We start from the raw sequence: 15,625 nt of genomic DNA on the forward strand, positions 1-15,625 counted from the left end.
GCCAGGGATGGCTGCCGTCGAGCCCTACATGGACGTACTTGCGGGGCGTGTTCCGGAAAAATGTACCGCCTCCTTGACCATGCACCAATACGACCAGGCAAGAAGGATCTGACTCAGTAAAGCCGTCCATCCACGGGAATACCGCGCAGAGAGTTAGGCAGAGCCTCCCGAATTTCCACGTCAATAAAGTTACCAACCACCTCGGGATTGTCGTGGCGGAAGTTGACGATGCGGTTGTTCTCGGTACGGCCGGCGTACTCCCCGGGGTCCTTTTTGGACAGGCCGGTGACCAGGATGCGCTGGGTGGTGCCCACCATCTTGCGGCTGATGTCCATGGCCTGCTGGTTGATGCGCTCCTGCAGGATGGCCAGGCGCTGTTTCTTGACGTCCATGGGTGTGTCGTCCGGCAGGTCGGAGGCCGGGGTACCCGGTCGTGCGCTGTAGACGAAACTGAAGGACACGTCGAAGCCGATGTCGTTGATCAGCTTCATGGTGTCCTCGAAATCCTTCTCGGTCTCGCCCGGGAAGCCGATGATGAAGTCGGATGAGAAGCTGATGTCCGGGCGGATTTTGCGCAGGCGGCGCAGTTTGGACTTGTACTCCAGGGCTGTGTGGCCGCGCTTCATGGCCGCCAGGATGCGGTCGGAACCGCTCTGGACCGGCAGGTGCAGGTGGCTGACCAGCTCCGGCACCTTTTCGTAGACGTCGATCATGGCATCGGTGAATTCCACCGGGTGAGAGGTGGTGTAGCGGATGCGGTCGATGCCGTCGATGGTGGCGATCACCTCGATCAGTTCCGCCAGGTCCATGATGTCGCCGTCGTGGGTGTCGCCCCGGTAGGCGTTGACGTTCTGGCCCAGCAGGTTGACCTCGCGCACGCCCTGGCTGGCCAGGTGGGCCACTTCCACGATGACGTCGTCCACCGGGCGGCTGACTTCCTCGCCCCGGGTGTAGGGCACCACGCAGAAGGTGCAGTACTTGCTGCAGCCTTCCATGATGGAGACAAACGCGGAGGGGCCGTCGGCGCCGGGCTCCGGCAGGTTGTCGAACTTCTCGATTTCCGGGAAGCTCACGTCCACCACGCCGACGCCGTTACCCTTGGTCTTGATCTCGGTGATCATGTCCGGCAGCCGGTGTAGGGTCTGGGGGCCGAACACCATGTCCACGTAAGGCGCGCGATCGATGATGGCCTGGCCTTCCTGGCTGGCGACGCAGCCGCCCACGCCGATGATCAACTCGGGCTTGTGCTTCTTGAGACTCTTCCAGCGGCCGAGCTGGTGGAAGACCTTCTCCTGGGCCTTCTCGCGGATGGAGCAGGTGTTCAGCAGCAGGATATCGGCGTCTTCCGCCGAATCGGTCATTTCCACCGCTTCGCCGGTCTTGAGCAGGTCCGCCATGCGGGCGGAGTCGTACTCGTTCATCTGGCAGCCGTGGGTCTTGATAAAAAGCTTCTTGGCCATGGGTCTCAACTAATGTGATGAATTCGGCGCCTGCGGGACGCTGGCAGAATTGAACCGTGTATTATAACGGTGTGGCTAATCATCAACCACCGTTGTCTCGGTTAGTTGGTAGCCGATTGTGGTAAAATGTCCGGCTCTTTGGCAATTGCCACTACCGAACGCAGTTAATGAACCTGATATGACCCCTGAACGCCTCGCCCGAATCAAGCACATCCTGGACACCCGTCAGCCCGATATCAGCGTGCTGACCGATCAGGTCCACAAGCCCCGTAACCTGTCCGCCATTATCCGCTCCTGCGATGCCTTTGGCCTGGCCAATATGCACGTGGTGTGGCCGAAGGAGGGCTTCCGGGCGTTCCGCAAGACCGCCGGGGGCAGCTACAACTGGGTGCGGACCCACACCCATCCCACCATGGATGACGCGGTCGCGAGCCTGAAAGCCAGCGGCCACAAGCTATACGCGGCGCAACTGTCAGACCGGGCGGTGGACTATCGTGAGGTGGACTACACCGTGCCCTGCACGGTAATCATGGGCAACGAGGTGGACGGCGTCAGCGCCAGCGCCTCGGACCATGCAGATGAGCACATTGTCATCCCCATGATGGGAATGGTCGAGTCCCTGAACGTGTCCTCCGCCTGCGCCATCATCCTGTCCGAGGCCCAGCGCCAGCGCAAACTCGCCGGCCTGTTCGACCAGCGCCGCCTGCCGGACGACGAATACATGCGCCTGCTGTTCCAGTGGTGCCAGCCCACCGTCAAGCGCTACTGCGACGACCGCAAGCTGCCTTACCCGCCCATTGATCCGGAAACCGGTGAGTTAATTGATGGGGTGGGGTGGATGAACCAGGTCCGTAAGCAGCGGCATCCGGACTTGGTCGAGGATTAATACCTATTGGTCTTCCAGTCGCTTTTGAGCTTTGTATGGGGCTCGTCTGGTATCGAGGATTGCCAAAACACTGACTGTGGTGTGGCGGTATCGATGTCTCTGACGGCCTCCTCCGTGAGTCTCACTGTCCTTGGTTTCATGTTTGGGGGCCGCGCTCCTTCAACTGGTCAAGACTCAGGTAATTCACCTGGTTTTCCTGAATCCGGGAGGTTCGCCGCTGTAGTTCTTCACCGTGCCATTGGGGTGAAGAGGGCAGCTCACTGTCACGGGTCAATGCATCCCAGAGCTGTTCCATGGCCCTGATCTTCTCAAGACTGGTCATGCGGTCGACGTTGTCCATGGTTTTGTCCGTACTCATGAGGGTATACCCATAGTATGCATCAGATGCCCGACCGGTTCACGACGCCTTCATTCACTATCACGCCCCTCCAGATACCGCTGCAACTGCTCCCGCAGGGCCTTGGGCAGGCGGGTGATGGTGAGGGCATCCTTGTCGCGGTCGTAGTAGACCGCCTGGTTCACCAGGTCCGAGGAGAACGACAGGCTCATGCCGCCTCCGGAGCCGGCGATGCGGACCAGTTTCTTGACCTTGCGGTGGTCCGGGTGCAATACGCCGCTCTCTGGCACTTCGGCATTCTGTGAGGCGAACTCCCGGAAGCGCTCCGGCTGGCTCTCATCCAGGTAGCCGGACAGGGCATCGATGGCCACCGGCTCGCCCAGGGCGTGCTGTTCCTTGCAGAATTCGTAGGCCTTAGCCCGCACCTCGCCGGCTTTTTCCGGCTCCGAGGATTTGGCGAAGGCTTCCACGGCGTCCAGGAAGGTGACGGTTTCCTTCTCCACGTCCACCTGGTTGGTGAAGCCGCACAGGCGAATAAACAGGTCGCCGCCTTCGCCGGTGCCGCGACCGTGGACCAGGGTCAGGTAGTTCTCTCCGGCGTTGTCACCCAGCCAGTCGTCCAGCTCGATGCGTACCGCCAGGTTCAGCCGTGAAAGGCTCAGCACATCGGTGGCGTCCAGGGCCTGGTTGCCGTCGAAGCGCATGGTGTTGTCGGATTCCAGTACCAGCAGGTAGACCACTTCACCATCCGCCAGGGCCTCGTGGACCAGCATCAGGTGGCCGGCGAATTCTTCCTGGGCGCCGTTGAGCAGTTCCTGGAACTGGCCGAACAGGCGATCGGTGAGGGAAGCGAAGGTTTGTTTTTCCTCCATATAGTCCTTCAGCCAGGCGCTGAAGGGGCTCTCGCCGATATCCTCGGAGAAACGTCCGTATTTCTTGCCGGGCTTGCTGTTGAACAGCCGCTTCATCTGCTTGTGGAGCATCTCGTAATCGCCACCGGGTTCCTGCAGGGGCTCCCCGGATTGCAGGCGGGCGGGCTGGCCGGGTTGGTACTGGCTGGCAAAGGCGGTTCGGAGTTGCTTGATGGCCATAGACGAATGAATCCTGATGGATGGGTAAAATGGAACAGGGGCCCGATTTTGCCACGGTCAGGCACGGGGTGACACCGGTATAAACGCAAACAGCCCCGGCTTCGTGAAAAGCCGGGGCTGTTGCGACAGGGATGGCAATCCGGGTTAGACGCGCTTGTCCCGGACCAGGCCCTGGATCAGCTCGTTCACCGCGCCGGGGATGGCATCCTCGCTATCCGCGGTGACGCTGGCGGAGGCCACGTCGGAGCCCAGGTTGACAGCAACGGCGATCAGGCCGTGGGCGGCCAGCAATTGCGCCGCGCGACGGCGGTCATCGGCGGAGCCGGCGTTCTCCTCGGTGAGCACGACCGAGGTCTTGCCCTGGTCGAACAGGGCCCGCTCCACGGCGATGGCCAGGTCTTCCGCCTTGCGACCGTTGCAGGCCACGATGGCCGGCTTCTGGGCCAGACGGCGTTCGCGCTCCTCGGCGGTCACCGGATCCAGGGATTCCACCTCACCCGCAGTGCCGGCAATCATGCCCGCGCCGATGGTAACGTTGGTCAGCCGGTCGATCACGATGAAACTGCCGGTGGCGTGGTTACGCGGGTAGGCGTCAAACGCGATGGGCTGGCTCAGGGTCAGCTCACACAGGCCGATTTCGTTCAGCGCAAGCTCGCTGGGATTGGCCTTCTGTTCCAGGGTGTTCACGTCGGTCTGGTGGTGAATCTTCTTCACCGTGCCGGAGGTGAAGGTCGGTCCCAGCTTGATGTCATAGAGGCGACCGGTCTCCAGCGGGGCATCGGTCATCCAGACGATGTTGGCGGTGAAGCGGTTGCCCACCTCCGGCTCGTCATCCACCTTGACCAGCATGTCGCCCCGGCTGATATCGATCTCGTCGTTCAGGGTCAGGGTCACCGCCTGGTCGATGTAGGCTTCCTCCAGGTTGCCGTCGAAGGTGACGACTTCCTTCACCGTGCTGGTGCGGCGGGACGGCAGTGCCATCACTGCATCGCCTGGACGTACCACACCGGAGGCGATGGTGCCGCAGAAGCCCCGGAAGTTGAGGTTGGGGCGGTTGACGTACTGCACCGGGAAGCGGAAATGCTCCAGGTTCTTGTCCCGGGACACTTCCACGGTTTCCAGAATTTCCATCAGCGGCTGGCCGGTGAACCAGGGTGTGCTCTCGCTCCTGTTCACCACGTTGTCGCCTTCCAGTGCGGAGATGGGGACAAAACGGATGTCCTTCAGGCCCAGTTTGGCGGCGAAGGCCAGGTAGTCTTCCTTGATCTCGTTGAACCGTTCCTCGCTGAAGTCCACCAGGTCCATCTTGTTCACCGCCACCACGATATGGCGAATGCCCTGGAGCGAGGCAATGAATGAGTGCCGGCGGGTCTGGGTCAGTACGCCGTGGCGGGCGTCGATCATCAGGATCGCCAGTTGCGCGGTGGACGCCCCGGTGGCCATGTTGCGGGTGTACTGCTCGTGGCCCGGAGTGTCGGCAATGATGAACTTGCGCTTGTCGGTGGAGAAGTAGCGGTAGGCCACATCAATGGTGATGCCCTGTTCCCGCTCCGCCTGCAGGCCGTCCACCAGCAGGGCCAGGTCCAGCTTCTCGCCGGTGGTCCCCATCTTGGCGCTGTCGCTCTTCAGGCTGGCCATGTGATCTTCATAGATCATCTTGGTGTCGTGGAGCAGGCGACCGATCAGGGTGCTCTTGCCGTCGTCCACGCTGCCACAGGTGAGCAGGCGCAGCAGCTCCTTGTTCTCATGCTGTTTCAGGTAGGCCTGAATATCTTCTGCGATCAGATCTGACTGGTGTGACATCTTAGAAGTACCCTTCCCGCTTCTTCTGTTCCATGGACCCGGCTGAATCGTGGTCGATCACGCGACCCTGACGCTCGGAGCTGGTGGCCAGCAGCATTTCCTGGATGATCTCCGGCAGGGTGTCCGCCTCGGATTCAATGGCGCCGGTCAGCGGATAGCAGCCAAGGGTGCGGAAACGCACGGATTTCATCTCGGGCTTCTCGCCTTCCTTGAGGGGCATGCGGTCGTCGTCGACCATGATCAGGGTGCCATCCCGCTCGACCACAGGGCGCTTGGCGGCATAATACAGCGGAACGATCTCGATATTCTCGAGGTAGATGTACTGCCAGATATCCAGCTCGGTCCAGTTGGACAGGGGGAACACCCGGATGCTCTCACCCTTGTTGATCTTGCCGTTGTAAATGTTCCACAGTTCCGGGCGCTGGTTCTTGGGGTCCCAGCGATGGTACTCATCCCGGAAGGAATAGACCCGCTCCTTGGCGCGGGACTTCTCCTCGTCCCGGCGGGCACCACCGAAGGCAGCGTCGAACTTGTACTTGTCCAGGGCCTGCTTCAGCGACTGGGTCTTCATGATGTCGGTGTGTTTGGCGCTGCCATGGGTAAACGGCCCCACGCCCTGCTTAACACCTTCTTCATTGATATGGACGATCAGGTCCAGGCCATATTCCTTCGCCTTGCGGTCCCGGAACTTGATCATCTCCTTGAATTTCCAGGTGGTGTCCACATGCATCAGGGGAAACGGCGGTTTGCCCGGGTAGAATGCCTTGCGGGCCAAGTGCAGCATGACCGCGGAATCCTTGCCGATGGAGTAGAGCATCACGGGGTTATCAAACTCCGCGGCGACCTCCCGGATGATGTGGATGCTTTCAGCTTCCAGCTGTTTCAGATGGGTCAGGTTGTACGTGGTCATAGTTCCGCTCACCGAGTGCCTGGGGCTGTGCCCAGACAGGGAAAAATAGGATTAATTTGAGGGTGGGTACTATATCAGGGAGCGGTACTTATAAGAAGGTGAGCTAGTAGAGTTTACAGCTATAACAATATGCTGCCGGCGATGGGCTGGCCATCGCAGCAAGGGCGTTTACGGCCGTTGATGATCAGACCATGCGGTCGGCCAGCAGCCTGTGAACGTACTGGTCCACGTAGTCGAAACCGCGTCCATCGAAATCCACGAATCGAATGCCCAGGTGAAACTCGTCCCTGGCCATGCGCCGCAGGTGGGCGATGTGGCAGCGGGCCGAAAGCTGGACGGACTGCTGCGACAGTACCGGTACTTCAAAGCGGGCGGTGACGTCGATCCAGTCGCCGGGGGCGGGGGCCCGCTTGCCGGGGATCAGGGTTTCGGTGACCTTGCTGGTGCAGCGGATCATCATCCCGGAACGGGACAGGTTGCAGATTTCGCAGTCGATGGCCGGCTGGCCGGGGCGATTGAGGGTAACTTTCAGATTAACATCTGCCCGTTGTTGATCACGCAGGTTGGGTTCCGCCGCACGGGGCTTGACCCGCATTGGCTTGGCGGACTCGACGTCGAGTGGCTTTCCCATGGTGACACCTTGTTTGATCATGTTACCTGTCGTTCCCCGAAGCGAGGACGGTAACGAATCTCTGAAAAAGCCCCTGGTCCGCGTCCTGCGATCCTAACAACTACCTCTATCTGTCGGTGATTCCTCGCCGGTCGGAAAATCAACCGGTGCCAGGCCTCTTTTTCGGAGGCTCGTAGAAACCTAACGTAACTTCGGGCCAAGATTATAATTTTAGCTATCTGCCGGAGTGTAATTGGTTGATTGCTGACCAGCAAGGTAGTATGTCGTGATCTGGGTCATGTTATTAAACATCCGTTTGAGGTTTTTGGCCTGGGTGTATGGGCGTCGGGCCGGGGGACCTTTTCTTCGCTGCAATTCACGGTACAGGACGTACCGTGAATTGCAGCGGAAAAAGGGGTACCACCCCGGTCCCAGCCACCCAATCAAGGAAGGCTAGGGCCGGAGGAACTAGCTATCAGGCAATCAGCCGCCAAGCTTCTTTTGCAGAATCTCGTTGAACAGCTTGGGGTTGCCCTGACCCTTGGAGGCCTTCATCAGGGGACCCATAAAGCCGCCAAGCATCTTCTTGCGCTTTTTGGGATCCTCCTCGTTCTGGTATTGGGCCACCTGGTCCGGCATGCCAGCCAGGACCTCGTCCACCATCTTCTCCAGCTCGCCGGTGTCGGACACCTGCTTCAGGCCCTTGGCGTCGATGATGGCGTCCACATCGTCGTTTTCACCGGTCCACAGGGCCTCGAACACCTTCTTGGCGCCCGCGGAAGAGACCGTGTTGTCGGCAATGCGGGTCACCAGGGCGCCCAGTTGTTCACCGGATATGGGCGAGTCGGCAACAGAGCGCTCCTCCGCATTCAGGCGGGCGGAGAACTCGCCCAGGAGCCAGTTGGCGGACAGCTTCGCATCCTTGCCGTGGGTAACGGTTTCCTCGAAGAAGGTGGCCAGCTTTGAGTCCCCCGCCAGCAGGCCGGCATCGTAATCGTTCAGGCCGTACTGCTCCTGGAAGCGGGCCTTACGGGCGTCCGGCAGTTCCGGCAGGCTGTTGCGGGCCTCCTCGATAAAGGCCTCGTCCAGCACTACCGGCAGCAGGTCCGGACAGGGGAAGTAACGGTAGTCGTTGGCCTCCTCCTTGGTGCGCATGGAGCGGGATTCGTCGCGATCACCGTTGTACAGGCGGGTTTCCTGTACGATCTCGCCGCCATCTTCCAGGATATCCATCTGCCGCTCCACTTCGTGGGCAATGGCCTGCTCCATGAAACGGAACGAGTTCAGGTTCTTGGTTTCGGTACGGGTGCCCAGGGTGTCGGAACCCTTCGGCTTGAGCGAGATGTTCACGTCAAAACGCATGGAGCCCTGGGACATGTCGCCGTCGCAGATGCCCAGTGAGGTGACAATGCCGTGCAGTTTCCTGGCAAACGCCACGGCCTCGTCGGCGTTGTTCATGTCCGGCTCGGTGACCACCTCGATCAGCGGGGTGCCGGCCCGGTTCAGGTCGACGCCGGTCATGCCATGGAAGTCCTCGTGCAGGGACTTGCCGGCGTCTTCCTCCAGGTGGGCGTGGTGGATGCGGACCCGCTTGGTCTCACCGTTGGGCAGGTCGATGTCCACGAAGCCCGGTCCCACGATGGGGCGTTCAAGCTGAGTGGTCTGGTAGCCCTTGGGCAGGTCCGGGTAGAAGTAGTTCTTGCGCTCGAACACCGAGCGGCGCTCGATCTCGGCGTTGACCGCCAGCCCGAACATCACCGCATAGCGGAAGGCGTTCTCGTTGGGCACCGGCAGGGTGCCGGGCATGGCCAGGTCAACGGCATTAGCCTGGGTGTTGGGCTCGGCACCATAGGCGGTGCTGGAGCCGGAAAAAATCTTGGTCCTGGTAGCGAGCTGAACGTGGATTTCCAGCCCGATGACGATATCCCATTGCATGTGACATTCTCCTCCGTCGGGCTTATTGGGGCTCGCGCTGGTGCCAGTCGGTCACCTGCTGGAACTGGTGGGCGGCGTTCAGCAGCCGCGCTTCAGAGAAATAGTCTCCGATAATCTGCAGACCGACCGGCAGGCCGTCGACAAAGCCTGCGGGTACCGACATGGCCGGAACGCCAGCCAGGTTGACGGCGATGGTGAACACGTCCTCCAGGTACATGGTGACCGGGTCGGTGTTCTTCTCGCCCTGCACGAAAGCCGGCGATGGTGACACCGGGCTCATCAGTACGTCCACTTCCTTGAAGGCGCTGATGAAGTCCTGCTGGATCAGGCGGCGTACCTTCTGGGCCTTAAGGTAATAGGCGTCAAAGTAGCCGGCTGACAGGGCGTAGGTGCCCACCAGGATGCGGCGTTTCACTTCCTCGCCGAAGCCTTCGGCCCGGGTACGGGTGTACAGGTCCATCAGGTCCTTCGGGTCCTCGCAGCGGTAGCCGTAGCGCACGCCGTCAAAGCGTGACAGGTTGGCAGAGGCCTCCGCCGGGGCGATCACGTAGTAGGCGGCAATGGCCAGCTTCGCGTTGGGAAGGGACACTTCCTTCACCGTGGCGCCCAGTTTTTCGTATTCGCGGATGGCGTTGCGCACCTGCTCTTCCATGGCCGGGCTGAGCTGGTCGGAGAAATACTCCTTCGGCAGGCCGATGGTCAGGCCCTTCACGGGCTCGTTCAGGGTGGCGGTGTAGTCCGGCACCTCACGATCAATGCTGGTGGAATCCTTTGGGTCGAAGCCCGCCATCACGTTCAGCATCATGGCGTTATCTTCGGCGGTACGGGCGATTGTGCCGCCCTGGTCCAGGCTGGAGGCGAAGGCGATCATGCCATAGCGGGAGACGCGACCGTAGGTGGGTTTGAGACCGGTGACACCGCACAGCGCGGCTGGCTGGCGGATGGAGCCGCCGGTGTCCGTGGCGGTGGCCGCCGGTACCAGTCGCGCCGCGACTGCGGCCGCGGAACCACCGGAGGAGCCCCCCGGTACCCGCCGCTCACCCCAGGGGTTGGTGACCGCGCCAAAATGGCTGGACTCGTTGGAGGAGCCCATGGCGAACTCGTCCATGTTGGTCTTGCCCAGGCAGACCGCGCCCGCCTGGCGGAAGTTGGCGGTGACCGTGGCGTCGTAGGGCGGGACGAAATTCTCCAGCATCTTCGAGCCACAGGTAGTGCGGACGCCATTGGTGCAGAAGATGTCCTTGTGGGCGAAGGGGATGCCGGTCCAGGGCGTGGCATTGCCGGCGGCGCGCTGTTCATCAGCCGCTTTGGCATCGGCCAGGGCCTGTTCCTCGGTGACGGTAATAAAGCTGTTGTATTTTTCATCTTCCTGGCGGATGCGGTCCAGGAACTGCCGGGTCAGTTCCACGCTGGAAATGGTGCCGCTGGCCAGCTCGCGGGAAAGGTCTGCTACGGATTTGTTGTGCATGATGAGTCCTGGTGTCGCTGGTGGATCACTCGATAACGCGGGGAACGAGGTAGAGGCCATTCTCCGTGGCCGGCGCGATGGCCTGGAAAGCGGCCCGCTGGTCGGTTTCGGTGACCTCGTCCGGGCGCAGCTTCTGGACCGCGTCCAGGGGATGGGCCAGGGGCTCCACCGACTCGGTATCGGCGGCGCTGAGCTGGTCCACCAGATCGAGGATATTGCCCAGGTCCTTTTCCAGCGCGGACACCTGCTCATCATCCACCTGGATGCGGGCAAGCACCGCGACTTTTTCGATGTCCTTGCGGGAAATGGTCACGCATTGCCTCCGGGGTCGTGAAAAACGACTATGTTAACAGATCAGGGGGGTGACGCAGTACCCTGACACGGCTGTAACAGCCTGTAACGCGGCGGATCACGCCTTGCCTGCGGGGGTGCTCGCTGCTAAAGTTGCGGCATCATTTCCCTACGGCATTTCTCAGGTTGAAATAAAGCGAATGTTGAAACGTATCCGAGGCCTTTTTTCCAGCGATCTCTCCATTGATCTTGGTACCGCTAACACCCTTATTTATGTCCGTGAGCGGGGGATCGTCCTGAATGAGCCATCGGTCGTGGCCATCCGCACCAATAACTCCCAGAAAACGGTTGCCGCCGTCGGTACCGAGGCCAAGCGCATGCTGGGCCGTACGCCGGGCAACATCACCGCCATCCGCCCCCTCAAGGACGGTGTGATCGCGGACTTTGTGGTCACTGAGAAAATGCTGCAGCACTTCATCCACAAGGTGCATGAGAACAGCTTTATCACTCCCAGCCCCCGGGTACTGGTGTGTGTGCCCAGCAAGTCCACCCAGGTGGAGCGCAAGGCCATCCGTGAATCGGCCCTGGGCGCCGGGGCCCGGGAAGTGTTCCTGATTGAGGAGCCCATGGCTGCCGCCATTGGCGCCGGCCTGCCGGTGGAAGAGGCCAGCGGTTCCATGATCGTGGATATCGGTGGCGGCACCACCGAGATCGCCATCATCTCCCTGAACGGCATTGTCTATGCCGAGTCCGTACGGGTGGGTGGTGACAAATTCGATGAGGCCATCGTCACCTACGTGCGCCGCAACTACGGCAGCCTGATCGGTGATTCCACCGCCGAGCGCATCAAGCACGAGATCGGCTGTGCCTATGAAGGTGTCGAGATCCGCGAGATTGACGTGCGCGGCCGTAACCTGGCGGAAGGCGTGCCCCGTTCCTTCACCCTCAACAGTGAAGAAATCCTTGATGCGTTGCAGGAATCCCTCGCCCAGATCGTGCAGACGGTCAAGAGCGCCCTGGAACAGTCCCCGCCCGAACTGGCGTCCGACATTGCCGAGCGTGGCATCGTGCTCACCGGTGGTGGTGCACTGCTCCGTGGCCTGGACAAGCTGATCAGCGAGGAAACCGGCCTGCCGGTGATCATTGCCGAAGACCCGCTGACCTGTGTTGCCCGTGGCGGCGGCAAGGCCCTGGAAGTGATCGACCGCAGCGGCATTGGAATGTTCTCCCAGGAGGGGTGATCATGGCACCAGGTGCCGGCCTGACAGCCTCGCTCCCGACGCCGCCGCTGGAGGGAAACCTCAGCGGCGGTCGTGTAATCGGGGCAGGGGGGCTGTGCCATTAAGACCATATTTGTTCAGGGCCCGGTTCCCGGCTTTCGGCTCCTGGTGGTACTGGTACTGTCACTGGTGCTGATCGTGGCGGATGACCGGTTCGATCGCCTGGAGCCGGTGCGTAGCGGCATCGCCACTGTCCTGGCTCCGGTGTTCTGGCTGGGCAATGCCCCGGATCGGTTCGGCGACTGGTTCGCCGGCGTGATTACTCCCCGCGAAGATCTGCTGGAAGAAAACGAGGCCCTCAAGGCCCGGCTGATGGTCCTTGAGCGTCGGGCCCTCAAGTACGGCGCCCTGGCCGCCGAAAACACCGAACTCCGGGAACTGATGAACGCCTCCGCCTCGGTGGACGACCGTGTGGTGGTGGCGGAAGTGGTGGGGGTGTCGCCAGACCCCTTTTCCCATGAGGTTATCATCAACAAGGGCGAACGTGACGGCGTGACCGCTGGCCAGGCCATCCTGGACGCCAATGGCCTGATGGGCCAGGTGCTGTATACCTCCGCGTTCACCTCCCGGGTGCTGCTGGTATCCGACAGCAGCCATGCGGTGCCGGTGGAAGTGCTCCGTAACGGCTTGCGGGCCATCCTGCTGGGTAACGGGGATATCAGCCAGCTTGAACTGGTCCATGTGCCGGATACCGCCGATATCCGAGAAGGGGATGTGCTGGTCAGTTCGGGGCTGGGCGGCCGTTTTCCCAAGGGCTATCCGGTGGCGGAGGTGTCATCCATCACCAAGGACCCCGGGGCCCCGTTTGTCACCATCCATGCCACGCCGCTGGCCAGCCTGAGCCGTAGCAAAATGGTGCTGGTGGTGTTCCAGGAAGCCGGTGCCGCCAGTCCCGATACACTCTACGACCAGCAGGGCGTCACGCAGGACGGCAATGGCGGGGAGGGTAACTGATGCTGTCGATCATCAGCTATCCGGTCATGTTTGTCAGCATCCTGGTGTCCCTGGTGCTGAGCATCTCCCTGTTCCCGTCGGGGTGGTTCGAGTTCCGCCCGGAGTGGCTGGGGCTGATGGTGTTCTACTGGACCTTCCGGGCGCCGGCCCAGTTCGGCATCCTGATGGCCTGGGTCCTGGGGTTACTGCTCGATGTGCTGGAGGCAACGCCCCTGGGCGTCAATGCCCTGGGGATGGCGATGATCGCCTTCCTGGTGCTGACGGTACACCAGCGGCTGAGGATGTTTCCCCTGATTCAGCAGTGCGTGATCGTATTCCTGCTGCTGGGCATCAACCAGATGCTGGTTCACTTCATCAAACAGCTTCTGGGCGCGGAATCCTCCGGCTTTGCCTACCTCTGGCCGGCCGCCACCAGCGCCGTGTTGTGGGTGGTGCTGTGCCCGGTGCTGGACAAGCTTAACCTCAAACTCGGCTGAAGCTGGAACGACGGGAACGATACCATGACGGAAAGGGTCATACTGGCCTCGGCGTCGCCACGCCGGGCGGAACTGCTCAGGCAGCTTGGTCTATCCTTTGGTACATTGCCGGTTGATATCGACGAGACGGCGTACCCGGGAGAGGCCCCCGCGGACTACGTACGGCGGCTGGCTCGGGACAAGGCCCTGGCTGGCTACCGGCGTCACGACCGGCGCGACGCCCTGGTGCTGGGGTCCGACACCACCGTGGTGCTGGATGATGGCATCCTGGGCAAGCCGGAGGACGAAGCCGGCGCCCGGCGCCTGTTACAGTCGTTGTCAGGCCGTGAGCACCAGGTGATGACCGGGGTGGCCCTGGCCACCCGGGATGGCGTGGACGTCAGGGTCAGCGTGACCGACGTCCGGTTCCGATCGCTGGATCCGCGGGAGATCGACGCCTACTGTGCCACGGGTGAACCCATGGACAAGGCCGGGGCCTACGGTATCCAGGGTCGCGGCGGCGCCTTCGTTACTGCGATTAGCGGCAGCTACAGCGCCGTGGTGGGACTGCCCCTGGATATCACCGCCGACCTGCTGGCCGATGCCGGACTGCCGGTCTGGGACTACTGGAATTCCTCAACAGACGGAGAATGACATGAGCGAAGAAATCCTGATCAACGTTACCCCGGTGGAAACCCGGGTGGCACTGGTTGAGAACGGGATGCTTCAGGAGGCTTATGTCGAACGTACCAGCCGCAAGGGCATCGTCGGCAATATCTTCAAGGGCAAGGTGGCACGGGTGCTGCCGGGCATGGAAGCAGCCTTCGTGGACATTGGCCTGGAACGGGCCGCCTTTATCCACGCCTCGGACGTGTTACCGGTCAATGGTGATGACAACGGGGAGCCGTCGGATGGCCCCCGGACCGTACCGGATATCCGCACCCTGTTGCGGGAGGGGCAGTCGCTGGTGGTCCAGGTCACCAAGGACCCCATCGGCACCAAGGGCGCCAGGCTGACCACCCAGCTTTCCATTCCTTCCCGCTACCTGGTCTTCATGCCCGGCGTCCATCATGTGGGGATCTCCCAGCGCATCGAGGATGAAGACGAGCGTACCCGGCTCAAGAAGACCCTGGAAACCGCCATCGGCGAGCAGGAACACTGCGCGGGCGGGTTCATAATCCGTACCGCGGCGGAAGGCGTCAGTGATGCGGACATCCTCGCGGACATGGCCTACCTGCAGCGCCTCAACCAGTCGATTATAGACCGCATCGAACACGTCAGGGCCCCGGCCATCGTCTACCAGGACCTGCCCCTGTTCATCCGCACCATCCGGGACCTGATCCGCCCCCAGACCGAGAAGGTCCGTATCGATTCCCGGGAGAGCCATCAGAAGGTCATGGAATTTGTCCGGGAGTTTGTGTCGGAGTTCGAGAGCAAGGTGGAGTACTACCCCGGCGAGCGTCCCATCTTCGACCTGTACAGTGTCGAGGACGAGATCCAGAAGGCTCTCAGCCGCAAGGTCCAGCTCAAGTCCGGGGGCTACGTGATCATCGACCAGACCGAGGCGATGACCACCATCGACATCAATACCGGAGCCTTCGTGGGGCACCGCAACCTGGAAGAGACCATCTTCAAGACCAACCTGGAGGCGGCCCGGGCCATCAGCCGGCAGCTCCGGTTGCGCAACCTCGGCGGCATCATCATCATCGATTTCATTGACATGGACGATCCGGAACACCAGCGCCAGGTGCACCGCATGCTGGAGAAGATGCTGGAGCGGGACCATGCCAAGACCAAGATCACCGGCGTCTCCGAGCTGGGCCTGGTGGAAATGACCCGTAAGCGGACCACCGAAAGCCTGGGGCAGATCCTGTGTGAGCCCTGTCCCATCTGTGACGGCCGTGGCTTCCTCAAGACCGGGGAAACCGTATGCTATGAAGTCTTCCGCGAGATTCTGCGGGTGAACCGAGCCTATGAGGCAGAGAGTTACCTGGTGATGGCTTCCCAGAAGGTGGTGGACCGACTGCTGGACGAGGAGGCCGACAATGTGGCGGACCTGGAAACCTTCATCGGCAAGTCGATCCGGTTCCAGGTGGAGCCATTCTATAGCCAGGAACAATATGATGTGGTCCTGCTCTGAGTGTG

General features: G+C 61.4%; 15 protein-coding genes. 6 read left to right on the top strand and 9 right to left on the bottom strand.

Going from position 1 to position 15,625, the window contains the following annotated elements; genetic code table 11:
* Positions 1-113 precede the first annotated feature (113 nt).
* A complete protein-coding gene (gene miaB, locus RO069_RS18030; protein ID WP_328189465.1) occupies positions 114-1,460 on the bottom strand; it encodes a tRNA (N6-isopentenyl adenosine(37)-C2)-methylthiotransferase MiaB in 1,347 nt (448 codons plus the stop codon).
* A gap of 178 nt (positions 1,461-1,638) precedes the next feature.
* Here miaB and trmH point away from each other — a divergent pair, with 178 nt between their 5' ends.
* Positions 1,639-2,346 carry a tRNA (guanosine(18)-2'-O)-methyltransferase TrmH gene (trmH, locus tag RO069_RS18035; RefSeq protein WP_328189466.1) on the top strand — a complete coding sequence of 236 codons (708 nt, stop codon included), beginning with the start codon at positions 1,639-1,641 and terminating at the stop codon, positions 2,344-2,346.
* Between the two features lie 136 nt (positions 2,347-2,482).
* On the opposite strand, the gene RO069_RS18040 is transcribed toward trmH, so the two are convergent.
* The 8 genes from RO069_RS18040 to gatC all read right to left on the bottom strand — a co-directional run bounded on the left by RO069_RS18040 (position 2,483) and on the right by gatC (position 10,813).
* The gene (locus tag RO069_RS18040) at positions 2,483-2,704 is read right to left on the bottom strand and encodes an addiction module protein (protein WP_328189467.1); all 222 of its coding nucleotides are present in this window, start codon (positions 2,702-2,704) and stop codon (positions 2,483-2,485) included.
* Between the two features lie 50 nt (positions 2,705-2,754).
* A complete protein-coding gene (locus RO069_RS18045) occupies positions 2,755-3,774 on the bottom strand; it encodes a nucleoid-associated protein (protein WP_328189468.1) in 1,020 nt (339 codons plus the stop codon).
* 144 nt (positions 3,775-3,918) lie between these two features.
* Positions 3,919-5,577, bottom strand: coding sequence for a sulfate adenylyltransferase subunit CysN (gene cysN, locus RO069_RS18050; protein ID WP_328189469.1), 1,659 nt, complete (start codon positions 5,575-5,577; stop codon positions 3,919-3,921).
* A gap of 1 nt (position 5,578) precedes the next feature.
* Positions 5,579-6,487, bottom strand: coding sequence for a sulfate adenylyltransferase subunit CysD (gene cysD, locus RO069_RS18055; RefSeq protein WP_328189470.1), 909 nt, complete (start codon positions 6,485-6,487; stop codon positions 5,579-5,581).
* 184 nt (positions 6,488-6,671) lie between these two features.
* On the bottom strand, positions 6,672-7,118 hold the full coding sequence (locus tag RO069_RS18060) for a PilZ domain-containing protein (protein ID WP_328189471.1): 447 nt from the start codon (positions 7,116-7,118) through the stop codon (positions 6,672-6,674).
* 462 nt (positions 7,119-7,580) lie between these two features.
* The gene (gene gatB, locus RO069_RS18065; protein WP_328189472.1) at positions 7,581-9,032 is read right to left on the bottom strand and encodes an Asp-tRNA(Asn)/Glu-tRNA(Gln) amidotransferase subunit GatB; all 1,452 of its coding nucleotides are present in this window, start codon (positions 9,030-9,032) and stop codon (positions 7,581-7,583) included.
* A gap of 22 nt (positions 9,033-9,054) precedes the next feature.
* A complete protein-coding gene (gene gatA, locus RO069_RS18070) occupies positions 9,055-10,500 on the bottom strand; it encodes an Asp-tRNA(Asn)/Glu-tRNA(Gln) amidotransferase subunit GatA (RefSeq protein WP_328189473.1) in 1,446 nt (481 codons plus the stop codon).
* A gap of 25 nt (positions 10,501-10,525) precedes the next feature.
* On the bottom strand, positions 10,526-10,813 hold the full coding sequence (gene gatC / locus RO069_RS18075; protein WP_328189474.1) for an Asp-tRNA(Asn)/Glu-tRNA(Gln) amidotransferase subunit GatC: 288 nt from the start codon (positions 10,811-10,813) through the stop codon (positions 10,526-10,528).
* A 178-nt stretch (positions 10,814-10,991) separates the two neighbouring features.
* Here gatC and RO069_RS18080 point away from each other — a divergent pair, with 178 nt between their 5' ends.
* From RO069_RS18080 to rng, 5 genes are all read left to right on the top strand, one after another.
* The gene (locus RO069_RS18080) at positions 10,992-12,032 is read left to right on the top strand and encodes a rod shape-determining protein (RefSeq protein ID WP_328189475.1); all 1,041 of its coding nucleotides are present in this window, start codon (positions 10,992-10,994) and stop codon (positions 12,030-12,032) included.
* A 108-nt stretch (positions 12,033-12,140) separates the two neighbouring features.
* Positions 12,141-13,025: a rod shape-determining protein MreC gene (mreC, locus tag RO069_RS18085; protein WP_328189498.1), complete on the top strand. Its 885-nt coding sequence runs from the start codon at positions 12,141-12,143 to the stop codon at positions 13,023-13,025.
* Positions 13,025-13,501, top strand: a complete 477-nt coding sequence (gene mreD / locus RO069_RS18090) for a rod shape-determining protein MreD (protein WP_328189476.1) — start codon at positions 13,025-13,027, stop codon at positions 13,499-13,501. The genes mreC and mreD overlap by 1 nt, the downstream gene beginning before the upstream one ends.
* A gap of 24 nt (positions 13,502-13,525) precedes the next feature.
* Complete coding sequence (locus RO069_RS18095) at positions 13,526-14,134, top strand: Maf family protein (protein ID WP_328189477.1); 609 nt, start codon at positions 13,526-13,528, stop codon at positions 14,132-14,134.
* Between the two features lies 1 nt (position 14,135).
* Positions 14,136-15,620, top strand: coding sequence for a ribonuclease G (gene rng / locus RO069_RS18100; protein ID WP_328189478.1), 1,485 nt, complete (start codon positions 14,136-14,138; stop codon positions 15,618-15,620).
* Positions 15,621-15,625: the final 5 nt, after the last annotated feature.

Source organism: Marinobacter sp. OP 3.4, from assembly GCF_036224885.1.
Classification (GTDB): domain Bacteria; phylum Pseudomonadota; class Gammaproteobacteria; order Pseudomonadales; family Oleiphilaceae; genus Marinobacter.